Source organism: bacterium (assembly GCA_024742285.1).
In the GTDB taxonomy this organism is placed as follows: Bacteria; Myxococcota_A; UBA9160; order UBA9160; family UBA4427; genus UBA4427.
This window is the reverse complement of record JANSYR010000009.1, coordinates 240229-261771: the sequence shown is the minus strand read 5'-3', so window position 1 is coordinate 261771 and position 21543 is coordinate 240229. Positions and strand designations below refer to the sequence as shown.

The following is a 21543-nucleotide window of genomic DNA, read 5'->3' as shown; positions in this document are numbered from 1 at the left end:
CGGAACTCTCTCGAGGTCGGCAGGTCTGCCGTGCTCGAAATCGAGACATAAGACCTCGGACGGCTGCGGCCTGCCGAAGCCCAATCACCCGGTATTTCTCGATATCGGCTACGGGCTCGATGACGAGCCGGCTGTGAGTTTCCGAATGGGGCCCCTATACGAGCCGGAGAGCTAGCGGCCCGCCGCATAGCAAACCGCTATACGTCACCGGCAGTTGACCGAGTCCGGATCGGAGCTCGGCGACGTCCTGGCGCTGCGCGCCCAAAGCCGCTCGAGCCGCTGAGTAGGATCGTCACACCTCGACCAGGCCACGCCGACGAAGCCTGCAGATCATAGGCCTACTCAGTAAGGAAGATCGTCCGGCTCGCGACCGACGTAGTCCGGGCTGGGGTTCTGGTCGAATCGAACGGCATCGATCTCCGATCGCCCCTCGACGAGCGCTTTGACGACTCGGTGCATTCCGTCGAAGACCCGACCGTCCGAATCGAGGATGATGGGATACGAGAGATCCGCTTCTTCTACGAGCATGATGTGCTCGGCAATCGCACGGCACGTTGGCTTCGATTCGAAGCCGAACCAGTATTCCTCGTCGAGCTCGCGAATCTCAGAGAGCGGAACCTTCGCGACGTCGAGGTTCCGCGACTGCTCGACCAACCGATCGACGTCCCAGGCGAGCGTGCCCCGGTCGGAGTGTCGAAAGTGATACTGTTTTCGCATACCTCGCTCCTTCGGCTGGCCGCGAAGCCACGATAGCCACCCGCCAAATAGCAAACCGCTGGACGTTCCGGGGAATCGGCGAAGACCGGAGCGCCACCGCACCTCGAGCCCTACCTCCTCCGAGAGAAGAGAGCGGCTCGGGCCAGCTGGCGTAGACTCTCGGTCTCTCGATCGGGTCGGCGCCGGCGAGGTCCGCAGGTGGCCTGCCGGTCCGTCCGCTCGTAGGTCATGCGGAAGCCCCGGAGTAAGAGATGTCCCGTCGCCACAGAGACTTCTCAGCTCGTCACGAATCCGAGAGACGGCACATCCTCAGGAACACATCGTGCGACAACTGCGCCGAGGTCGACCTGGGAATGCTGGATCCCGCGGAGTACGAGGAAGGCGGTGAGATCATCGTCGAGGGAAGCTGCGTTCGTTGCGGCACGAAGGTCGTCTCGACCGTGGATGAGGCGATCGTCGACTAGCTGTTGCGGACTTCCTCGCTCTCCGTCGACGACGCGTCCCGCGAATCAGAGGTGCGAAGTAACGTGACGTTCCGTCCCATCAGGCTGACGACGATCACGCTCGGGATGCTGATGCTCGCGTGCGCATCGAGCTCCAACGAAGGGGGCATCCAGGCCGACCGCCTCGCCATCGCAGACGCGATCGCGCAGTACGCGTACCAATGGGACGCCAAGAACGCCGAGGGTTTCGCCGACCTCTTCACCGAGGACGCCATCTTCGAAGTCGAAGTTTCCGGAGTCCGCGTCCCGGACGCCCGCGTGGAAGGACGCCCTGCCATCTACGCGTACGCGAAGGATTCCCACGAAGGTCGTCTCGCCGGCAAGCAGACCCGCCACCACATGACCTCCCTCGTGTTCATCGCGCTGACGGACGACGCAGCGACGACCGAGAACATGGTCCTCGTGACCCATCAATCCGGAACGGATGCCACGCCTCAGCCGAGAGCGTCCGGGATCTATCGGAATACCTGGCGCAAGACCTCGCAAGGATGGAAGATCTCGCGAAGACTGCTCTTGCTGGACAGGCCCGCCCGGCGATGACCTGGAGCAGCAATCCACTTCCGAGCCCGGCTTCGACCTGACGGCAGAGAGTCCCGACGAACATGAACGACACCTGGTTCGCGATTTCCGAGCTCGCGCTCGGACTGGCTGGCTTCGCGGGGGTGTCGGCCGCGTTCTCGGGGCGCGAGCGCGCATTCCGACCGATCGAGCGGATCCGTTTCCTCTCGGTGCTCCAGACCTCGGGCAACACGCTCGTGGGAACGCTCGCGCTGGTCACGCTCGACGCGGCGGCGGTCTCCGAACCGGTGGCGCTTCGACTCGTCGCGCTCCTGGGCCTCGCCGCGGTGGCGTTCGTCTATGCGCCGCAGATGCCCGCGGTCTACCGGGGCGCCGCGCAGTCCGATTCGTCGAGCGAGCCCTGGGCAGTTCGGCTGACCCTCGCCTATCTCGTCGCGCTGACCGTGTTCTATGGCGCGCAGCTCTTTCGAGCAGACGTCGCCTGGCCGGTCCTGGGCGCGTTCAGTCTCCAGATCGCCTTCGGCGTCTGGATGTTCGCCCGCTTCCTGACGCGGCCGAACTGAGCGCGCGGCCCTCACCCTCTGACGTAGACTCCCGCTCTTCCAACTCGACCCGCCCGAAGAGGCCACAGGGCAGAGACTCGACGGACCGTAGAGCGCGTCGTCGTCCGCGGCGGCGCAGTCGACACGACGACCCGAGCGATCCGTCCGACCTGTCATAGACTGATGTCTTTCGGGAACCGACTCTGCCCGCGCCGCCCCAACGAGGCCAACGCATGAAGCACTCCCACACGAAGCCCAACCGCCTCCAGGTCTGGGGAGACTCGCTCCTCAACAAGCTCCCGGGCGTCGTCCGCAAGCGGAGGAAGCGGGAAGCGAGCAAAAAGCGCCGGAATCTCCTTCGCCGGGAGATGCGAGCGGGACGCGAGTCGCGTTGAGGCCACGCGGTCCGAATCCGCTTCGCTGAGACAAGGAGAAGACATGTCCTACCTCGGCTGGCCCAGTCTCTGTCTCCGCGTGGCGGACCTCGAAGCGTCGAAGCGCTTCTATCAGGAAGCCGGCCTGACGCTCCTCTCCGAGATTCCCGGTACCCGCGCGCTCCTCGGGTTCGGCGGATTCCGCGTCGCGCTCATGACCTTCCTCGACGAGAACCTGATCAACGTCCGCGGCGGTGACGTGCCGGCGGCGAACGCCCGGCTCCGAAGCGCCTTCCCGGCGCTCGAGGGCGAGCCCGATTTCTACGAGGCCGCGAAGTACGACGCCGACGCGGACGGCTGTTGTTGGACCGCCCGCGATCCCGACGGGAACGCGGTCTTCTTCGATTCGAACGTGGACGAGACCAGCCCGGCGGGTCGCGCTCGGCGCACGCGCGAGATCCTCGACGGCGCGATCGAGGAGCTCGCCGCGATGGACGCCGAAGAATCGATTCTCGCGGGCCTGCGGGCCCTTCGCGAGGCGTCCGCCGATCCACGTTGATGCCCCGACGCAAGCGCGCCATCCTGATCCATCGTGGTCACCGCGCTCGCCTATCACGTGCCCTTCGCGTTCTGGACCCTCCTCTGCCTGGGGGCCCTCGTCGCGTTCACGCGCGCGGTCACGACGCCGCCGCGCGACGATCTCGAAACGCGCGGCGTCTTCAGCACCCTGTCCGATCGACTCGGGCAGGCCGCGACGGCCACGCGGGTCCGCGGCGCCTTCCTCGCCGGCGCGCTCCTCGGCGTCCCGATCGCGTTCGGCGCGTGCCGTCTCGTGTGGCGAGCCGACGCATCGATCGACGGATCGACCCTGGTCGTGATCGCCGTCGGCTGGCTCTTCCTCTCGATCGGGGGCGTGGCGCTCCTCGTCCTCGTCCTGGGCACGCGGCGTTGAGGTACGCTTCGGACGTCGCGGCGGGAACGCGTTCTCGGGCGCGACGGGCGAGCGAGGCGCGATGAATCCCAGCGAAGTCCTCATGCTGATCGTCGAGGCGTCCCTCGGGCTCGCGGGCTTCGCGGGGGTCGTGACCGCCGTTGGCCAGCGGAGCGTCACGGACCTCGTCGAGCTCCAGCGACTGAACCTGGTGAACCTGCTCGCGACCGCGTTCGGGGCGCTCTTCATGAGCCTCGGCGCCCTCGCGCTCCAGAGCGCGCAGGTCGACGACGCGACGATCTGGCGGATCTGGAGCGCGGTCGGGATCGTCCCCATGCTCTTCTTCGGGGTCCGGAGCATGCTCACCGTCGGTCGCTCGATCGGTCTCGCGCAAGCGGCGCGAAGCCCGACGCTCCTCACGATCAACACGCTCGGCCTCCTCACCTGCGGGCTGCAGATCTGGAACGTCTCGTCCGCCGGCTTCTTCTGGCCCTTCTTCGTCCTGCTGATTACGTTGTTCGCGCTCGGCTGCTTCTCGTTCGCGCGTCTGCTTCTCTATCTGCGAGCCTGAGGCCGTCCCTGCGAGCCTGAAGCGTCCTTCGACGCGGGAGCCCCATGATCGACGTCTGGATCAACTGCCCCGACGACGAGACCGCGCGCCGGATCGGGAGCGCCCTCGTCGAAGGTCGGCTCGCCGCCTGCGCGAACGTCTTCCCCCGCATCTGGAGCACCTATCACTGGCAGGGCAAGATCGAAGCCGAGGACGAGACGCCCCTCCTGGTGAAGACCCGGGACGATCTCTTCGACGCGCTCTGCGAAGCGGTCCGCGAACTCCATCCCTACGACGTGCCGAGCATCGTCGGAACCCCCGTCGCCCACGTGAACGCCGAGTACGCCACGTGGGTCGAGGCGGAAACACGGAGCTGAGTGCAAAGCCATGAACGAACACACGGACGTGAAACCGATCCACAAGCGACCCCTCGACCTGGGCCTAGCCCTCTTTTTCTCGATCTCCGTGCTCTACGGCTTCCTGTTCAGCCTGCCGGAAGGGCTCGGCGTTCCGGTCTCCGCCGACAGCCCCTGGCCGCCGCTCCGCGCGCTCCACGACTGGGCGGTCGCCGAAGAACCCGCCCACCTCGACCCGCCGCCGAACCTGATCGCCGCGACCCTCTTCGACGGGCTCTTCCAGGCCCCGGCGCTCCTCTTTGTGATGATCGGCCTCTTCCGTCTGCGCGCGTGGCTCCGCCCGCTCGGCCTCTTCTATTCGGGCGCGGCGATCACGAACATGTTCTTCTACTTCACACAGACGTTCCTGGGCCCGCACCCGCCGCCGAACACCTTCTACTACCTGGTGTTCAACCTGCCGTGGCTGATCGCGCCGATGATCCTCGGCGCGCGGGTCTTCCTCGGGAAGGACATCCCGAGAATGTCCCGCGCCGGCACCTAAAGCGACCGTGCGGACGTTCACCGCGGAGAGTCGGGTCGCTGCCAGCCGGGACACGGTCTGGCGTCACGCGACGCGACCCTCGGACCTCGATCGCGAGTTCCGCCCCTTCCTGCGGATGACGTTCCCGCCGCAGCTCGAGGACCTCACGGCGGTGACTCTCGGCGAGCGGATCTGCCGCAGCTGGATCCTGCTCTTCGGACTGATCCCGGTCGAGTACGACGACCTCGTCTTCATCGAGCTCGAGCCGGGCCGCCGCTTCCTCGAGCGATCGACGATGCTTACCCAGAAGCGATGGGAGCACGAGCGCACCTTCGAGGACGACGGCGCCGGAACCCGCGTCGTCGACCGGCTCGAGTTCGAGTCGAAGGTCCCGATCCTGGAGCCGATCCAGGCGCTCGTCTTCCGGGCGGTCTTCGCCTGGCGGCACTACCGGCTTCGTCGGCTCTTCGGAGGATGAGCGCGCGGCCCGACGGAAGCGGTGGCCTACCCTCCGGGCGCACGAAACGGAGCAAGCATGGCCCTCAAGATCCTCGAAGCCCACGTCCCCTCGGAGTTCGCCTCGGAAGCGGAAGACCTCCTGCAGGATCGCGCGGAACAGACGTGGACCGAGGCCGGGGGCCGCTTCGGCAGTGTCGTCCGCGCGGTGATCGGCGCGGAGAAGTCGGGGGGCGCCGTCGACGCGCTCCACGAGACCCTCGCGGATCGCGGGCGTCTCATGGTCCTGATCGAGCCCCTCGACGCGGTGATCCCGCGACCAGCGGCGACGCATCATCCCGCGCGGGCCGAACGGGTCCGCTCCGCGGCGGTCAGTCGCGAAGAGGTCTACGCGAACATCGCCGACGGCGCGAAGCTCCACCGCCACTACCTGACCCTCGTCGTGCTCGCCGCGATCGTCGCCGGCGTCGGCCTCGCCAACGACAACACCGCCGCCGTGATCGGCGCGATGGTCGTCGCCCCCCTGCTCGGACCGAACATGGCGATCGCCCTCGGCCTCGTGCTCGGCGACTTCCCGCTCGTGCGTCGTGCCCTCGTCGCCGCGGGCGCGGGCTTCATGCTCACCCTCGTATTCGCCGTCTTCCTGGGCTTCGCCCTGGGCGCCGACCCGACCACGCCGGAGCTCGCTTCGCGGACGCAGGTCGGGATCTGGGATCTGATCCTCGCCCTCGCCGCCGGCTGCGCCGGCGCGCTCGCCTTCACGAGCGGCGCGCCCACCTACCTGACCGGCGTGATGGTCGCCGTCGCCCTGCTCCCGCCAACCGTCGCGAGCGGGATGCTCTTCTCGTCCGGCAACTGGGCCGGCGCAGCGAACGCGCTCCTCCTCGCGGCCAGCAACATCACCGCCGTCACCCTCGCCGCGATCCTGACTTTCGCCTGGCGCGGCATGCGCCCGCGCAACTGGTGGCTCGAAGAGCGCGCGAAGTCCTCCGCGCGGCGGGGAATCCTGACCTTCGTCGGGCTGCTCGTCCTGCTCGCCGCGATCATCTTCGTCGCGGGCGGCCAGCGCGTCTAACGCCCGTCCGCAGCCTCTGCGACCGCTTCGAGCTCTTCCCAGCGCTCGGTGAGCCGCAGGACCTCGGCCTCGGCCGCTTCGAGTTCGCTCCGGAGCGCGGCGACCCGTTCTCCGTCCCCCTGATAGAGCTCCGGATCCGCGAGCTTCGTCTGGACGCGCTCGACCTCGGCCTCAGCGGCCTCGATCCCCTCCATCATGCCGTCGAGCTCCCGCCGCTCCGCGTGGGTGAGCTTGCGCGCCTTCCTCGCCGGCTTCCCTTCGCGCTCCGGCTTCACCGCGGCGCGCGGCTTCTCGCTCGCGGACGCGGTCTTCGAGGAGGCGCGCGCCTCCTCGCGCTCGCGACGTTCGCGGTAGTCGGAGTAGCTGCCCGCGTGGAGGTCCACGCGTCGGTCCTCCTCGAACGCGAGGATCCCCGTCGAGACGCGGTCGAGGAGCCAGCGATCGTGGCTCACCAGCAGCAGGCTCCCGCCGAAGTCGAGGAGCATCCCCTCGAGCGCCGAGAGCGTCATCACGTCGAGGTCGTTCGTCGGCTCGTCGAGCAGCAGCAGGTTGCACTTCTGCGAGAGCAGCCGCGCGAGACAGACCCGCGCGCGTTCGCCGCCAGACAGCTCGCCGACCTTCCGACGCTGGGCCGCGTGGTCGAAGAGGAAGCGTTCGAGATAGCTCCCGATCGAGAGCCGCTCCTCGCCGATCACGATCTCGTTCGCGTCCCCGACCGCCGCCTCGCGGACCGTCGCCTTCGGGTCGAGCTCGGTCCGGGCCTGGTCGAGGTAGCCGATCTTCGTCGTCGTCCCGCGCTCGATCTCTCCCTCGGCGATCTCGAGCCGACCGAGGATCGCGAGCAGGAGCGTCGTCTTGCCCGACCCGTTCGGGCCGACGATCCCGATCCGGTCGCCGGGGCGAAGCGCCAGGTCGATCCCGGAGACGAGTCGACGCCCGTCGCGCTCGAGGGCCACCCCGGACAGGTCGAGGATGGTCTTGCCCTGGCGCGCCGACTGCATCCGGAGGTCGGCCTGGCGTTCGACCTGCGGTGCCTTCTCGTCGAGGGCCGCCTCCGCGCGGGCGACGCGGGCCTTCTGCTTGGTCCCCCGCGCCTTCGGCATTCGCCGTAGCCACTCGACCTCGCGACGCAGGAAGTTCCGCGTGTTGCGCCAGGTGCGCTCCGCATGCGCCTCGCGCTCCGCCTTCGCGACGAGGTATCGGGCATAGCCCCCGTCGTAGCTCTCGACCCGCCCCTCGTGGATCTCGAGGGTCCGCGTCGTCACGGCGTCGAGGACGTGACGATCGTGGCTGATCAGCAGGACCGCGCCGTCGAAGCGATCACGCAGGTGCTCTTCGAGCCACTCGATCGTGCCCAGGTCGAGGTGGTTCGTGGGCTCGTCGAGGATCGCGAGGTCCGGCGCCGAGACGAGGAGCTGCGCGAGGGCGACCCGGCGGGCCTCGCCGCCGGAGAGGGTCTCGACGAGCCGGTCGGGATCGGCGATCCCGAGATGGAGGAGCGTCGCTTCCGCTTCGTGCTCCCGCTCCCAGCCGCCTTCCCGTTCGAGGGCCTCGCCGACCTCGGCCTGCTCGGCGGCGAGGCGCGTCTGCTCGTCCGGATCGTCCGTCTCGCCGAGCGCCGTGGTCAGCTCGTCGAAGCGACGACGCAGCGCCGACCACGTCACGAGGCTCGCCAGGACGACGTCCCGCACGCGTTCGCCCGCCGGGAAGACGGGCTCCTGGGCGAGGTAGCCGACGGTCGAGTCGCGTCGCCGCGCGATCCGTCCCCCATCGACCTCGTCGATCCCGGCCAACACCCGCGCGAGGCTGCTCTTGCCCGACCCGTTCTGCCCGACGAGACCCACCTTCTCGCCTCGACGGATCGTGAGCGTCACGTCGTCGAGGAGCGTTCGATCCCCGACGGATTTCCGGAGCTGCGTGGCGTCGAGGACGGGCATCGCGCGGGACTTTGGCACGCCCGAACGCGAAGCGCCGCCCGGCGGAGCCGGACGGCGTACGCGACGTGCGTTCGCGCGTCTCCCTCGGCGCTAGAACTTCGAGATGAGCTCGTTGCCGAGCTTCTCGAGGCCCGCGGTCACCTGGTCCGGCGTGAAGCCGGGCGGCGGGACGATGAAGCGGGAGACGCCCATGTCCTCGAGGCGCTTGATCTCGTCCGGTGTCGGGGTGGAGCCCGTCGTGATCTCGATCTCACCGGGGTCGCGACCGACCTTCTCGCATTCGGCCTTGAGCTCGGCCAGGCAGGTCTCGAGCGTGTCGGCGCGGGCCGGGAAGAAGCCGTCGCCGAGCCGGGCGGCGCGTCGGGCCGCGACCTTCGTGTGGCCCCCGATCACGATCGGCACCTTGCCGTTCACGGGCTTCGGGTTCGACTCGACTTCGCCCCATTTGTAGTAGTCGCCCTCGTGCATCGAGGCCCCCGGCGACCAGAGGTCGCGCAGGGCCCGGATCGACTCGTCCGTGATCGGTCCGCGCTTCTCGAAGGGCACCTTGAGCGCGTCGAACTCCTCCTCGAGCCAACCGACCCCGACGCCGAGGATGTGTCGCCCGCCGGAGAGCTGGTCGAGGGTGGCGGCTTCCTTCGCCACATAGAAGGGATGGCGCTGGGGAAGGATGATGATCCCGCTCGCCAGGTTGATCGTCTTCGTGACGGCAGCGGCGTAGGCCATCCACACGTAGGGATCCGGGATCGGGCTCTCCTCGGTCCCGGGCATCTTGCCGTCGGGGCTGTACGGGTACTTCGACTCGTAGCCCTTGGGCACGATCACGTGCTCGACGGTCCAGAGCGACTCGACGCCGACGGACTCCGCCGTCTGGGCGAGGTGAACGAGGCCTTCCGCCGCGCCGAAGGGGCCGGCGTTCGCGAACATGATTCCGAACTTCATGGGGGGATCCTCCCGGTGTCGCGCGACGACGGCGACGGATCGCCGCCGCGGAGGCGCGGAGTCTGCGTAGGGCAGCGACGTTAACGCGCCCGTTCCACGCCGACCCGACCGGGGGTCATCGCCGGAGACCCACCGAGAAACCGACCCCGTAGTCCGGCGAGCCGGACGAAAGACCGACCACCGCGTAGGGGCCGAGATTCCAACCTCCGTCGAAGTCGACCGAGAGGTAGGGGACGATCTCGTGCCCGTCGCGGACTCCCGACGCGGCCGACTCGAGCCAGTCATAGCTGAGCCCGGTGGCGAACGTGTCGCTCCAGGCGTAGCTCGCGCCGACCGACGTGTAGAAGCGGTCGTCGAGGGATCCGACGAGGTAGAAGTTTCGGCCGAATCGCGCGAAGGGCGTCCAGTCGCCGTACGACTGGAAGGCATCGATCTGCGCGGCGAACGCGAAGTCTCCCTGACCGAGGGGCTCGCGCGTGCGCGTCGGCCAGGAGATCTGGCCGCCGAGCTCGACCCAGGGAAGGCTCTCGCCCAACGGCGCGAAGAGATGGGAGACCTGCGTGATCGAGTCCCCGAGCCCGGAGACGCGATCGGACTCGAGCCCCGTCGGGCCGACCACGGCGGTGCCCACGACCCCGTCGGAGTAGAGGAAGGGGACGCGCGCGACGAAGCGCCAGTAGTCGACGTCGATCGTCAGGTCGAAGGGGACGTAGTAGAGACTCGAGTCGCGATCGAGCCCGTAGTCTCCGCGACTGAAGTCGAAGCCGGTCCCGTACGCGACGGCGACGAAGGGCGCGGTCGACCCGCTCGGGTCCGGTTCGGCGGGATCTCCCGTCCCGGCGTTCGCGCTCGCGGCGACCGCAGCGAGCGCGAGCGCGCAGGCCGCGACGAGACCGACCAGGCGCTGGGCGAGGACCTCGGGCACAAGAGGCACCCTATCCCATCCGAGACGATCCGAAGGCCGAAAATGCCCCGAGCCTCGCGAGAACGGCCGCTCGGCCGCGTTCCGCTGGCGACACACCCGCGGGCGGAGGGGCGAGACGAGCGGCTACGCTCCGTCGCCCCGACGCCGATCTGCAGGAGTCCGCCATGTCCGAGAACGAACCGAACGCCCTTCCCTCGAAGCCCCGCTCCGCCGCCTCCATCGATTCGTGGGAGAGCGAGTTCGACGTGATCGTGGTCGGGCTCGGCATCGCCGGGGGCGCCGCCGCGGTCGAGGCGCGACGCGCCGGCGCTTCCGTCCTGGTCCTCGAGCAGCAGACCCGCGGCGGCGGCGCGACCGCGAACTCCGAGGGCACGATCTACTTCGGCGGCGGCACGCGGGTCCAGAAGGCGAACGGCTTCGAGGACTCGGTCGAGAACATGCTCGCCCACGTGAAGGGCGCCGCGGGCCCCACCGCCGACCCGGAGAAGGTCCGACTCTATTGCGAGAACAGCCTCGACCACTTCGACTTCTTCCTCTCCTGCGGCGTCGAGTTCAAGGACACCTACTACGAGGAGAAGGTGATCTTCCCGCCAACGGACGACTGCCTGATCTATTCCGGCAACGAGCAGGCCTGGCCCTTCTCCGAGGAAGCGAAGCCGGTTCCGCGCGGTCACAAGCCGAAATGGGAGGCGAGCGCCGGCACCTACCTGATGGAGCGGATGATCGAGACGATCGAGAAGGAAGGGGGCGAGATCCGGAACGAAGCGAAGGTCGAGACGCTGGTCCGGGAGGACGCCGACGGCCGCATCGTCGGCGTGATCGCCGAGATCGGCGGCGAATCGGTCGCGATCCGCGCGAAGGGGGGCGTGATCCTCACGACCGGCGGCTTCGTGATGAACCGCGAGATGCTCGAGCGTTTCGCGCCGCACCTGCTTCGCTGCAAGTACCCGATCGGGAGCGACGGCTGCGACGGCAGCGGCATCCGGATGGGCATGGGGGTCGGCGGAAACGCGATCAACATGCACGAGGGGCTGATGACGACGCCCTTCTTCCCGCCCAACACGCACATCAGCGGACTGCTCGTGAACGCGCAGGGCAGCCGCTTCGTGAACGAGGACTGCTACCACGGACGCGTGACCGACGCGATCCTCACGAAGGCGGACGGTCGCGCGTATCTGATCGTCGACGACGCGCTCTACGACGCCGAGAATCAGTTCGTGCCCTACCCCATGGCGGCGGTCGAAGAGACCCTCGAGGAGCTCGAGGAATCCCTGGGCATTCCGGCGGGCGAGCTCGTTCACACGGTCGAGGCCTACAACGCCGCGGCTGCGAAGGGCGAGGATCCCGTCTTCCACAAGGCGAGCAAGTGGGTCACGCCCGTCGACCACCCGCCCTACGCTGCCCTCGATCTCGGCGTCGACAACGCCGTGTGGGCCGCCTTCACCCTGGGCGGACTCGACACGAAGCCGACCGGCGAGGTCCTGAGCGTCGACGGCACCGTCGTTCCGGGTCTCTTCGCCGCGGGTCGCGCGTCCGCGGGGCTCACCCGCTCCGGGCGCCACTACGCGAGCGGCATGTCGATCGGCGGCGGAAGCTTCTTCGGCCGGATGGCCGGACGGACCGCGGCCGGCGCGCCGCCGATCGGGGCGAAGGAATAGAGCTGCGCTCTATCTCAATCGCGCCAACCGGCCGTGAAGCGCCGGCGAGCCGGGAGCCAATCGTACCGCGGAGCGCCGGAAGTCGCATCGGAAACTTCCGACGCCTGGCGTTGAAGTCGGATCCTACGTCGCCGCATCGTCGTCGGTAATCTTGTTCGCCACCGCTCCCGACCCTCCAATCCGTCGGAACGGAGCGGGTCGACGCAACGAGGCCGGACGCGAGATCCGCCCCGATCGCGGATACCGATCTCGCGTGCCCGCTGTGGGCCTAGCGATCTCGCAACGGGTGAAGACCCCGCAACCGCCCAGTCGCGCCAATGTTCGGAGAAGGACGTCGTGTCGACATCGCCGACGAAGTTAGGCGAGAATCGACTCTCCAACGAAGCGGAGAGCTCATGTTTTCACCGGAACACAACAGCCTCATGGACCTCGCGGGTCCGACTCCTGCCGAAGAGGTCGTCGGAGACGAGCGGCCGCGCTATGAGCACGCCGACCTCCCGCATCCCCAACATCGCCCCGGACACCGCCACTACCAGTCACCTTGGGGAACCCCCTTCAACGACCGCGTTCTCAACTGGATTGGAGACAGCGACAAGGAGCTTCGCCTCAAGCCCGACCCTAGTAGCCCTGCGGGTCTCGAACAGATCTCCCAGCTGACATCCGCACTCGTCGGCGAACTCGCACACGGACTCTCTGGCGAGGAACGAGAGGTGCTCCGCCGCGACATCAAGGAATGGCTCGAAACCGGCACGATCGCGGAGCGGTGGACGTTGATCCGTCAGCTGCGAACGCTCATCAGAACGCGCGAAGTATCCGAGCACGACCTGGCTGGACGGACGGTCTGTCGTTTGGTCAGGAAGGATCAGCTTCGATACGACCGAAACTACCACGCGCTCTACCAACTGAGTCCTTCGCATCACCGCGAGATTCTACGAAGGTGGCAGGAGGACGTAGAAGGAAACTCAAAGAAGAAGAGAATCGAACAGCTTCAGCGAGTCAGGGAGAGCCAAGCAATCTATTGGTCACTCGGACCCGCAATCCAGAGCGCGATCGCGATGTTCGACTCGGACCTCGGTCGAGACTTTCGAGACGTCGATGGAGACGGCGGCGAGGATCAGCGATCGAAGCTCGAGTCGCTCTATCGGAATCGATCAGAATTGGTTTCGCCGACGAAGGGATTGATGCGAATCGTGGCCAAGCCGGATCTTCTCTTCGAAGGCTTTCCGAATGAGGCCCATCTCGACCCCACCGACCTCAACCTTTTCTCACCCCTGAGATACTGGGCACCAGTCAGCACGTTCGCACGAAGCGTTTTTCATCTCCTCTTCTGGCAGCCGATCGCAACCGGTCTAGACCTCTACGGCAGACGGTTCCCACACATCATCGACGGTGGCAAGACGTCGCCGAGCCACCCCCTCCAAGGATGGATGATTCGTCGGCGCGCCGAATTCTACTACGTGGCAATGACCAGTTATCAGTCTACCAACTTCAGACCGACCAAGTACAGCGAGATCCTCGAACTCCTCCTGGAGCTCGCACGCGAGATCGAGAAGGGGGCCCGCAAGAAGGCCCGCGAGAACGGCTGCAGCCCTGGAGAAATTTACGCGCATCAGCTGGGTAACATCAGCTTCGGATTCGAAGGGATCGCGTCCTCGCGGTGGGTGATGGAGCACTTCCCAAAGGAGCAGCTGATCGAGCCGCCTTCGAACTGGCGAGTGACCTGCAAGTTCCCGTTTAGCGACAACGGCAGACAGATCTACGAGCTAGCCACCCAGCCCTCCAGAGAAGAGCCGCTCGAGGGCAGTAGTGTCCACGACCTACTGATCATGCTCCGCAACCGCATCCTCGAACTCGCGGTTTGGGCGGACTCGCAACGCGAGATCCGCTCTCAAGGGACGATCCCAATCGAGCAACTCTATTCGATCGACCTGGAGGACGTCGAGGGAAAGCTACTTGCCCCGCTAAGGGAGAGCGATGACGAGAAGTTGTTCGAGTTGCTGCGCGACGGCACGCTGGACCGCGTCGTGCGATTGCGACGAGTCTATGATCGCACTCACCACGAGCAGCTCGATCGGAACGAAAGCATTCTCGAGTGGCCCGAACTTTCTTCCGAGCAGGGGAAAAACGAGACTGGACCGGCTGCACCCGAGCCTTCGAGCGACAGCGCGGCGATCGCAAAGGAGTGGCTCATTCCGAATGCCTACAGGTCAACCCGAGATCTCCCTCTCTCGCCCCATGTTGACGACGCGCAAGACGCCTATCGCGAGATCGTCCCGCTGAACTGTTTGTGGCCAATGACCTGGTACTACCGGGGCGTACGCGACACGATTCGATACTTCGCACGCGGCGACGCGGAACGTGTCTTCGCAGTACCGTCTACACCGCCAAGGCGTTGGATCGACGACGACGCGGCACAGTCGATGCCCGAGGCGGATCGACTTGCAAGGCGTGCGGAATGGGAGTTGCGCGAGGAGGAGAAAGGTGACCGGATATCTCCACGCGTCGGCCAGCGAACAGGAAATCTCCGTTTCCTGAGAATGGAGAGAGGGCAGATCGACAGAGTTTGCCGATACATCAACACGGACCTTCTCAACTACGCCCTCGAATTCTATCTACAACGCAAGAGATGGGCGCTCGACGCGAACGGGAACGCACGAGACCTCTCAGGGGAAGCACGAAGACGATTTCAGGAGAATGCATTCGCCGCGAACCCTTTTCCCGAGCTGCTCTCCATGAAGAGCGGTTGCGGATTTAGGCGGATTCTGGACACGAAGAACCCGGACGCGTACTCGTTCAACGAGTTCCTGGGCGATTCGCATACGCACTTCGCCGCAATCCACGGACACCTCGTCGCGGTGAACGAGACCTTCGCTCGCATTCACAAGGTCTCGCTGGAGCTACCGCTGGGCTCATTCAGTGACGCAGCCCGCGCGGAAGTACTCCATCTGACGTCCGAGATGGATCGCGTGATGGAGGGGATGATGGTCGCGATCCATCTCCAACCACGGGTCCACCGCGAATCCGATCTCGTGAGCTACATCGTCACGAGCAGGTCGGACGCTCAGAGATTGATCGACACGCTGCCGCGCTACTACCAGGATCATCGGCTTCGACTCGTAATCGAAGGCTCGTCGGCGTCGCGAGAAGGTGATCAGGGATTCTTTCCGACGCCCTGTCTACCCGACTACGCCGGAGCCTACATGGAACTCCTGACGGGATTCGAGCTCGTCGCGAGTCACGCTCTGGCGATCCTTAGCTGGTCGATACGTATGATGGCGCTTTGGTACCAGGTACCGAGTCGCGTATTGCAATCGGTCTCACCGGCTCAGCGCGTCTGAGCTTCTCGACCAAGGTCGCCCTGCAGGTTCTAGGCGCCGGGCTTCCCGGGCGTGAACGCGCAGGGCATGCGCTTGATCCCGTGGATGAAGTTCGACTTGAGCAGGTCGGGCTCGCCGGTGATCTCGAGATCCGGGAGGCGGCGGAAGATCCGCTCGAACATGACCTTGATCTCGCGGCGGGCCAGGTTCGCGCCGAGACAGAAGTGGGGGCCGGGGCCGCCGAAGCCCACGTGCTCGTTCGGCGTGCGGGTCACGTCGAACTGGTACGGGTTCTCGAAGACGGCCTCGTCACGGTTGGCCGAGTTGTACCAGAGGATGACCTTGTCCCCTTCCTTCATGGCCTGCCCGCCGAGGACGGTGTCCTGGGTGCAGGTCCGTCGCATGAAGATGACCGGCGAGGCCCAGCGGACGATCTCCTCGACCGCCGTTCCGGCCACGCCCTCGAAGTCCGCCGCCCACTTCGCGCGCTGGTCCGGGTAGTCGCAAAGCGCCTTCATGCCGTGGCTGATCGCGTTGCGGGTCGTCTCGTTGCCCGCGACGACGAGCAGCACGAAGAACGAAGCGAGCTCGTCGCCGGTCAGCGCGCCGTCCTCGAGCTCCGCGTTCAGGATCTGCGACGTGAGGTCGTCGGTCGGGTTCTCCAGCCGATCCTCCGCCATCTCCTTCATGAGCGCGGCGAGCTCGCCGCCCGCCCCGAGCGCGCGCGGGATGATCGCGGCCGGGTCGCTGTTGAACTCGGGATCACCCAGACCGAGGATCACGTTCGTGTTCCGGAAGACCATCTCCGTCTGGCTCTCGGGAATGCCCATCAGGTCGATGATGATCTCGAGAGGCAGCGGCGCGGCGATGTCGTTCACGAAGTCGCACTCGCCGCGTTCGATCACGCGGTCGACGACGGCGTCGGCGCGCCGGGACACGCTCGCCTCGAGCTTGCCGAGGGCGCGGGGCGTGAAGCCGCGGCTCACGATCCGGCGCTGTCGCCCGTGCCGCGGGTCGTCCATGTTGATCATCCCACCGAAGAACTCCGAGAACTGCGGCGGCAGGTCGGCGATCGAGGTCGCCCCCTTCGAGGAGCAGTAGACCTGCGGGTTCCGGCTCGCCTCGAGTACGTCGGCGTGGCGGGTGAGCGACCAGTAGCCCGGCCCCTGGGGCAGCCCCTCGACGGGCGGCGGCTGTTCGTTCGACCACGGAACCGGATTCGCGGCGCGCAGGGTCGCGAAGGCGCCCTCCCGCTCCGGCGTCGGCCGGATCCAGAAAAGGGGGTCGGAGAGATCGATTTCGTCGACGCTTTGAACCTGCTGGATTTCCATCGGCGCCGAACGTAAATCAGGGGGCCCCGTCGTCAACGGAACCCGCGTCCCCCCGCGCGCCGCCTTCACGGCTAGACTGCAGCCTTCGCGCGACCCCCTGCCCCGACCCGAAGGAGACTCTCGCCATGCACGAATGGAGCGAATCCCAGCTGATGATCCGCGACGCGGTCCGTCAGTTCGTCGAGAACGAGATCGCCCCCCACGTCGAGGAGCTGGAGCACGGCGATCTCCCGCCCTACGACCTGCTGCGCAAGATGTACCACTCGTTCGGCATGGACGAGATGGCCGGCGCCCGGTTCGACAAGCAGATCGCCGCCGAAAAGAAGGGCGAGAAGCTGGAGAAGAAGTCGGGAGGCGACCCGTCCGCGCGCGCCGACCAGGCCGCCGCCACGCTGATCCCGATCATCGAGCTCTGCCGCTACTGCCCCGGCATGGTCACCGCGCTCGGCGTCAGCACGGGACTCACCGCCGCCGCGATCAACTCCAAGGGCACGACCGAGCAGAAGGAACGTTGGGCGCGGGACATCCTGACCCTCGACAAGATCGGCGCCTGGGCGATCACCGAGCCCGGCTCCGGCTCCGACGCCTTCGGCGGCATGCGCAGCTCGGCGCGACGCGAGGGCGACGAGTTCGTCCTGAACGGGTCGAAGACCTTCATCACGAACGGCCCCTTCGCCGACACGACGGTCTTCATCTGCAAGCTCGACGAGGAAGGCGTCGACCCCCGCGATCGCAAGATCCTGAACTTCGTCCTCGACCGCGGGATGCCCGGCTTCGAGCAGACGAAGCCGCTCCGCAAGATGGGCATGCACTCGTCGCCGACCGGCGAGCTCTTCCTGCAGGACGTTCGCGTCGGCATGGATCGCCTGCTCGGCGGCGAGGCCGCGCTCCAGAAGAGCGGCGGCGGACGCGAAGGCGCGAAGAGCACGTTCCAGACCGAGCGCTCCGGCGTCGCCGCGATGGCCCTCGGCATGGTCGACCGCTGTCTCGAGCTCTCCCTCAAGTACGCGCGAGAGCGCGTGCAGTTCGAACGACCGATCGGCGAGTACCAGCTCATCCAGGACAAGCTCGCGCGGATGGAGGTCGCCCGGATGAACCTCCAGAACCTGGTCTTCCGGACGATCGAGCTCGCCAGCCACGGCAAGACGATGAGCTTCGCCGAAGCCTCGGCCATGAAGCTCTACTCGGCGCGCGCCGCCGTCGAGGTCGCGATGGAGGCGGTCCAGGTCTACGGCGGCAACGGATACATGTCGGAGTACGTGGTCGAGCAGTTCGCGCGTGACGCGAAGGTGCTGCAGATCTACGCGGGGACGGACGAGATCCAGATCCGCGCGATCGCCAAGGACCTCCTCAAGGGCTGAGGACGACGCCGCTTTGTCGCAGCTCTGGATCGACCTCGGACTGAGCGCCGGGATGTTCATGCTCATGCTCGGCATGGGCCTGGTCCTCGTGACCGACGACTTCCGCCGCGTCGCGACGAGCCCACGCGCGACGATCGTCGGGACCGTCCTCCAGCTGATCGTGATGCCGATGGTCGGGGTGTCGTTGGCGAACCTCTTCGCCCTGCCGCCCATCCTGGCGACCGGAATCGTGGTCGTGGCCGCGTGCCCGGGCGGCATGTTCTCGAACATGTACGTCCACTTCGCGAGGGGGAACACCGCGCTCTCGATCACGCTGACGGCGACCGCCACGCTCGTCACCCTCTTCACGCTCCCGCTCTGGGTGCAGTTCGCCGTCACGCTCTTCGAGGTGGACGGCGGCGGCGCCATCCAGATGCCGGTCCTCGAGACGGCCCTGCGGCTCGGCACGTTCACGGTCCTCCCGGTCGCCCTCGGCATGATCGCCCGCGCGCGGAACCCGAACGTGCTTCGATGGGAGCGTCACGCCACGATCCCCGGCGCGATCATCATCGTCCTCGGCGCAGCCCTCGGCACGAGCGAGAACCCCGATCTCGACCCGAGCCAGTTCGTCGAAGCCCTCGCCCCGGCGGCCGCGTTCGCGGTCGCGGCGATGGTCATCGGAATGGCCGTTCCGCTGCTCTTCCGGATCCCCGCCCGGGACGCGGTCACGATCGCCGTCGAGATGATCGTGAAGAACACGCTCCTCGGGGTCGTGCTCGTCGCGCAGGTCCTGGACTTCGAGGCGGTGCTGCCGATCTTCGCGTTCGCGATCTTCCAGACGCCGGGCGGCCTGCTCCTGCTCCTGGGCTGGCGCTTCATCGAGCGGAGACGCGACCGGGCGTCGTCGGTCTAGTCGCGATCGCGCCGAGGAGATCGCGGAGCGCTTCAGAAGTGGCGCAGCACGTCCTCGGCGAACCGCTCCATCAGCGCCTTCTTCTGATCGAGCGACGACGGTCCGTCGAAGGCGAACCAGAAGGGCAGATGGATCCCCGCGGTCATGCCGTGCTCCTCGAGCCGGCGATAGTCATCGAGGCCGACCTCGCCGTAGAGTCCGACCAGCGTGTCGAGGGGCTCGTCCGAGCGCCCCGCCTCCGCCCGGAGCCTGGACAGCTCGTCGAGGAGCCGCGGCGCGTCCTCCAGGGTGTTGCCGGCGCCGATCCAACCCTCGCCGTCCCGCGCGGTCCGACGGAGCGCGATCGGGGCCGCGCCTCCGAAGTAGAGCGGGATCGGGTGGGAGGGCTTCGGGCTAACCACGATCGGATCCCAGTCGAAGAACTCGCCGTGGTGCTCGTAGAAGTCCCCGGTCCAGAGCCCGCGCAGGACCTCGACCATCTCGTCCATCCGCCGTCCCCGGCTCGAGAAGTCGACGTCGTAGAGGTCGAACTCCTCCTTCATCCAGCCGGTCCCGACACCGAGGGCGAAGCGGCCCTGGGAGAGGATCGCGAGGGTCGCTGCCTGCTTCGCGACCTCGATCGGGTGGCGGAGCGGGAGAACGTAGATCCCGCAGACGAAGCGCAGCCGGGTCGTGACCGCGGCCATCGCCGCACAGCTCGTCCACATGTCGGGGTATTCGCTGTCCGCCGTCTGCGGCGGGTAGCCGGACTGCGAATAGGGATAGGCCGGCGCCATCTCCTTCGGATAGAGCGCGTGGTCGGCGCCGATGATCCCTTCGAAGCCGAGATCCTCGGCGAAGCGCGCGAGGTCGACGAGCTGATCGGTCTCGGCCCAGGTGATCGACTGCCAGAACTTCATGCGCAGGGGCCTCGCTGGGTCGCGCGCGGGCGCCGGCGCGCATTCCGGCCGCGCGGAGCTCAATTCGATGGGGTCTTCGACTCCTCGGCGCGCAGACCGTTCGACGAGAGTGCGGTCTGGAGCTCCTCCAGGCAACCCTGGCAGAGCGCGTGGCTCGTGGTGGTGATTGATACCGCTCCGTCTTCGGGCGACACTCGAAGCGCCCCCGTCGACCACCCGATCCCTCCGAGGAGTGCATGACCGAACCCCTCCGCGTCTGTCTCGGCTTTCCCCCCTTCCACGCGCCGCGCTTCGTCGAACGTGTCGAAGCGCTCGACGGGGTCGAGCCCGTCGTCCTCCCGATCGACGAGGGCGTCGACTGGGCCGTCGAGAACGCGGGCCGGCCCTATCCCGAGCCGCCGCCCTGGGCGGCGGGCGTCGCTGCCGAACGCGAGGCGGCCCTCGCCACCTGCCACGTCCTGACGACGCTCCATACGCCGGACCACCTCGGCGAGCGCATGCCGAACCTGCGCTGGGTCCAGGGCTGCGGGGCCGGCGTCGAACAATTCGGGACCGCCGGGCTCGACTTCGAACGCCACGTCCTCACCAACTGCACCGGCGTCTCCGCCGGCTCCATGTCCGAATGGGTGATCGGTCGCCTGCTCCAGGTCTGGAAGCGCTTCCGCGAAGCCGATGCCTACCAGAAGGAGCACGCCTTCGAGCGCACCTACGGCCGGACCTTCGCCGGCTCGACGATCGGCATCGTCGGACTCGGCGGGATCGGCAAGGCGGTCGCGAGTCGCGCGCGCGCCCTCGGCTGCAAGACCCTCGGGCTCAAGCGGAGTGCGAAACCCGGCGACACGTCGCCGGACGTGGACGAGCTCTTTCCGGCCGACCAGCTCCACACGCTGCTCTCCCGATCGGATGCGGTCATCCTCTCCGCACCGGCGACGGCGGACACCCGCCACCTGATCGACGCGAAGGCCCTCGCCGCGATGCCGCGGCACGCGGTCTTCGTGAACGTCTCGCGCGGGAGCCTGGTCGACGAGATCGAGCTCGCGCGCGTGATGCGTGACGAGCCCCTCGCCGCCGCGGTCCTCGACGTATTCGATCCCGAGCCGCCGGATCCGTCGAACCCGCTCTGGGACCTCCCGAACGTCTACGTCTCGGCCCACTCGTCGGTCTCCGTCGATCGCTACATGGACGACGTCTTCGATCTCTTCATCGACAACCTCGAGCGCTTCCGCGACGGCCGCGACCTTCGGAACGTCGTCGACCCGGTCGCGCTCGGATTCGAATAGGGAGTACGCATGCCGCGCGGAAGCTGTCTCTGCGAAGCCGTCCGCTACGAGACGGAGGGCCCGCTCGAGGGCATCGACCACTGCCACTGCTCGATGTGCCGCCGTAGCCACGGCTCGGCCTTCTCGACCTATGGCCGCGTCCTGCGGGAGAACCTGCGCGTCGAGGATCCGGACGGCGCGCTCGTCTGGTACGGCTCCTCGGAGCCCGTCCGGCGGGGCTTCTGTGGGCGCTGCGGCTCGAGTCTCTTCTTCCGCCACGGCGCCGCCGAAGCCTTCGAATTCATCGCGGTCGGCACGCTCGACGACGACCCCGGCGCCCGCCCCGAGGCCCATATCTTCGTGGCCTCGAAGGCCCCCTGGTACACGATCGAAGACGACCTGCCCCAGCACGACGCCTACCCCCCGGACGTGGGCGGTTGAGCGACGACGCGAGAGATCACGGGGGGCGCCCCGCCCGC

Annotated in this window: 22 protein-coding genes; 16 read left to right on the top strand and 6 right to left on the bottom strand. The window is 67.2% G+C overall.

Annotated features, from left to right (window positions below; translation table 11 throughout):
* Positions 1-342 precede the first annotated feature (342 nt).
* On the bottom strand, positions 343-717 hold the full coding sequence (locus NXI30_17765; GenBank protein MCR9096075.1) for a hypothetical protein: 375 nt from the start codon (positions 715-717) through the stop codon (positions 343-345).
* A 527-nt stretch (positions 718-1244) separates the two neighbouring features.
* Between NXI30_17765 and NXI30_17760 the strand changes: the two genes are divergently transcribed.
* The 10 genes from NXI30_17760 to NXI30_17715 all read left to right on the top strand — a co-directional run bounded on the left by NXI30_17760 (position 1245) and on the right by NXI30_17715 (position 6543).
* Positions 1245-1760: a nuclear transport factor 2 family protein gene (locus NXI30_17760; protein ID MCR9096074.1), complete on the top strand. Its 516-nt coding sequence runs from the start codon at positions 1245-1247 to the stop codon at positions 1758-1760.
* Between the two features lie 62 nt (positions 1761-1822).
* The gene (locus tag NXI30_17755) at positions 1823-2302 is read left to right on the top strand and encodes a hypothetical protein (GenBank protein MCR9096073.1); all 480 of its coding nucleotides are present in this window, start codon (positions 1823-1825) and stop codon (positions 2300-2302) included.
* Positions 2303-2514: 212 nt separating this feature from the next.
* On the top strand, positions 2515-2676 hold the full coding sequence (locus NXI30_17750) for a hypothetical protein (GenBank protein ID MCR9096072.1): 162 nt from the start codon (positions 2515-2517) through the stop codon (positions 2674-2676).
* A gap of 43 nt (positions 2677-2719) precedes the next feature.
* Complete coding sequence (locus NXI30_17745) at positions 2720-3214, top strand: VOC family protein (protein ID MCR9096071.1); 495 nt, start codon at positions 2720-2722, stop codon at positions 3212-3214.
* A gap of 33 nt (positions 3215-3247) precedes the next feature.
* Positions 3248-3607, top strand: a complete 360-nt coding sequence (locus NXI30_17740; GenBank protein ID MCR9096070.1) for a hypothetical protein — start codon at positions 3248-3250, stop codon at positions 3605-3607.
* Positions 3608-3668: 61 nt separating this feature from the next.
* Positions 3669-4157 carry a hypothetical protein gene (locus NXI30_17735; protein ID MCR9096069.1) on the top strand — a complete coding sequence of 163 codons (489 nt, stop codon included), beginning with the start codon at positions 3669-3671 and terminating at the stop codon, positions 4155-4157.
* A gap of 44 nt (positions 4158-4201) precedes the next feature.
* A complete protein-coding gene (locus NXI30_17730; GenBank protein ID MCR9096068.1) occupies positions 4202-4513 on the top strand; it encodes a divalent-cation tolerance protein CutA in 312 nt (103 codons plus the stop codon).
* Between the two features lie 10 nt (positions 4514-4523).
* On the top strand, positions 4524-5033 hold the full coding sequence (locus tag NXI30_17725; protein MCR9096067.1) for a hypothetical protein: 510 nt from the start codon (positions 4524-4526) through the stop codon (positions 5031-5033).
* Between the two features lie 7 nt (positions 5034-5040).
* Positions 5041-5490, top strand: a complete 450-nt coding sequence (locus NXI30_17720) for a hypothetical protein (protein ID MCR9096066.1) — start codon at positions 5041-5043, stop codon at positions 5488-5490.
* Positions 5491-5547: 57 nt separating this feature from the next.
* Positions 5548-6543, top strand: coding sequence for a TIGR00341 family protein (locus NXI30_17715; GenBank protein ID MCR9096065.1), 996 nt, complete (start codon positions 5548-5550; stop codon positions 6541-6543).
* Here NXI30_17715 and NXI30_17710 read toward each other — a convergent pair.
* The 3 genes from NXI30_17710 to NXI30_17700 all read right to left on the bottom strand — a co-directional run bounded on the left by NXI30_17710 (position 6540) and on the right by NXI30_17700 (position 10356).
* A complete protein-coding gene (locus tag NXI30_17710; protein MCR9096064.1) occupies positions 6540-8498 on the bottom strand; it encodes an ABC-F family ATP-binding cassette domain-containing protein in 1959 nt (652 codons plus the stop codon). The two genes, NXI30_17715 and NXI30_17710, sit on opposite strands and share 4 nt — an antisense overlap.
* A gap of 72 nt (positions 8499-8570) precedes the next feature.
* Positions 8571-9422: an LLM class F420-dependent oxidoreductase gene (locus NXI30_17705; protein ID MCR9096063.1), complete on the bottom strand. Its 852-nt coding sequence runs from the start codon at positions 9420-9422 to the stop codon at positions 8571-8573.
* 115 nt (positions 9423-9537) lie between these two features.
* Positions 9538-10356 carry a hypothetical protein gene (locus tag NXI30_17700; GenBank protein MCR9096062.1) on the bottom strand — a complete coding sequence of 273 codons (819 nt, stop codon included), beginning with the start codon at positions 10354-10356 and terminating at the stop codon, positions 9538-9540.
* Between the two features lie 155 nt (positions 10357-10511).
* Here NXI30_17700 and NXI30_17695 point away from each other — a divergent pair, with 155 nt between their 5' ends.
* Positions 10512-12005 carry an FAD-dependent oxidoreductase gene (locus tag NXI30_17695; GenBank protein ID MCR9096061.1) on the top strand — a complete coding sequence of 498 codons (1494 nt, stop codon included), beginning with the start codon at positions 10512-10514 and terminating at the stop codon, positions 12003-12005.
* 395 nt (positions 12006-12400) lie between these two features.
* Positions 12401-15343, top strand: coding sequence for a hypothetical protein (locus tag NXI30_17690; GenBank protein ID MCR9096060.1), 2943 nt, complete (start codon positions 12401-12403; stop codon positions 15341-15343).
* A gap of 29 nt (positions 15344-15372) precedes the next feature.
* Here NXI30_17690 and NXI30_17685 read toward each other — a convergent pair whose 3' ends face one another.
* Positions 15373-16653, bottom strand: coding sequence for a cytochrome P450 (locus tag NXI30_17685; GenBank protein ID MCR9096059.1), 1281 nt, complete (start codon positions 16651-16653; stop codon positions 15373-15375).
* Positions 16654-16778: 125 nt separating this feature from the next.
* On the opposite strand from NXI30_17685, the gene NXI30_17680 reads away from it, so the two are divergent.
* The gene (locus NXI30_17680; protein ID MCR9096058.1) at positions 16779-18014 is read left to right on the top strand and encodes an acyl-CoA dehydrogenase family protein; all 1236 of its coding nucleotides are present in this window, start codon (positions 16779-16781) and stop codon (positions 18012-18014) included.
* Positions 18015-18027: 13 nt separating this feature from the next.
* The gene (locus NXI30_17675; protein MCR9096057.1) at positions 18028-18906 is read left to right on the top strand and encodes a bile acid:sodium symporter; all 879 of its coding nucleotides are present in this window, start codon (positions 18028-18030) and stop codon (positions 18904-18906) included.
* Positions 18907-18938: 32 nt separating this feature from the next.
* Here the strand turns inward: NXI30_17675 and NXI30_17670 are convergent, their stop codons facing one another.
* On the bottom strand, positions 18939-19805 hold the full coding sequence (locus NXI30_17670; GenBank protein MCR9096056.1) for a TIGR03619 family F420-dependent LLM class oxidoreductase: 867 nt from the start codon (positions 19803-19805) through the stop codon (positions 18939-18941).
* A gap of 236 nt (positions 19806-20041) precedes the next feature.
* On the opposite strand from NXI30_17670, the gene NXI30_17665 reads away from it, so the two are divergent.
* Positions 20042-21085: a D-2-hydroxyacid dehydrogenase gene (locus NXI30_17665; protein MCR9096055.1), complete on the top strand. Its 1044-nt coding sequence runs from the start codon at positions 20042-20044 to the stop codon at positions 21083-21085.
* A gap of 9 nt (positions 21086-21094) precedes the next feature.
* Positions 21095-21505 (top strand): GFA family protein, encoded by a 411-nt coding sequence (locus NXI30_17660; GenBank protein MCR9096054.1) that lies wholly within the window; start codon positions 21095-21097, stop codon positions 21503-21505.
* Positions 21506-21543: the final 38 nt, after the last annotated feature.

Bases quoted from the DNA above. Each gene is read 5' to 3' on its own strand.
- NXI30_17670 (MCR9096056.1), bottom strand. From the start codon at position 19,805: ATGAAGTTCTGGCAGTCGATCACCTGGGCCGAGACCGATCAGCTCGTC.
- NXI30_17745 (MCR9096071.1), top strand. From the start codon at position 2,720: ATGTCCTACCTCGGCTGGCCCAGTCTCTGTCTCCGCGTGGCGGACCTC.
- NXI30_17685 (MCR9096059.1), bottom strand. From the start codon at position 16,653: ATGGAAATCCAGCAGGTTCAAAGCGTCGACGAAATCGATCTCTCCGAC.
- NXI30_17660 (MCR9096054.1), top strand. From the start codon at position 21,095: ATGCCGCGCGGAAGCTGTCTCTGCGAAGCCGTCCGCTACGAGACGGAG.
- NXI30_17735 (MCR9096069.1), top strand. From the start codon at position 3,669: ATGAATCCCAGCGAAGTCCTCATGCTGATCGTCGAGGCGTCCCTCGGG.
- NXI30_17755 (MCR9096073.1), top strand. From the start codon at position 1,823: ATGAACGACACCTGGTTCGCGATTTCCGAGCTCGCGCTCGGACTGGCT.
- NXI30_17705 (MCR9096063.1), bottom strand. From the start codon at position 9,422: ATGAAGTTCGGAATCATGTTCGCGAACGCCGGCCCCTTCGGCGCGGCG.
- NXI30_17690 (MCR9096060.1), top strand. From the start codon at position 12,401: ATGTTTTCACCGGAACACAACAGCCTCATGGACCTCGCGGGTCCGACT.
- NXI30_17725 (MCR9096067.1), top strand. From the start codon at position 4,524: ATGAACGAACACACGGACGTGAAACCGATCCACAAGCGACCCCTCGAC.
- NXI30_17765 (MCR9096075.1), bottom strand. From the start codon at position 717: ATGCGAAAACAGTATCACTTTCGACACTCCGACCGGGGCACGCTCGCC.
- NXI30_17665 (MCR9096055.1), top strand. From the start codon at position 20,042: ATGACCGAACCCCTCCGCGTCTGTCTCGGCTTTCCCCCCTTCCACGCG.
- NXI30_17730 (MCR9096068.1), top strand. From the start codon at position 4,202: ATGATCGACGTCTGGATCAACTGCCCCGACGACGAGACCGCGCGCCGG.
- NXI30_17715 (MCR9096065.1), top strand. From the start codon at position 5,548: ATGGCCCTCAAGATCCTCGAAGCCCACGTCCCCTCGGAGTTCGCCTCG.
- NXI30_17680 (MCR9096058.1), top strand. From the start codon at position 16,779: ATGCACGAATGGAGCGAATCCCAGCTGATGATCCGCGACGCGGTCCGT.
- NXI30_17750 (MCR9096072.1), top strand. From the start codon at position 2,515: ATGAAGCACTCCCACACGAAGCCCAACCGCCTCCAGGTCTGGGGAGAC.
- NXI30_17695 (MCR9096061.1), top strand. From the start codon at position 10,512: ATGTCCGAGAACGAACCGAACGCCCTTCCCTCGAAGCCCCGCTCCGCC.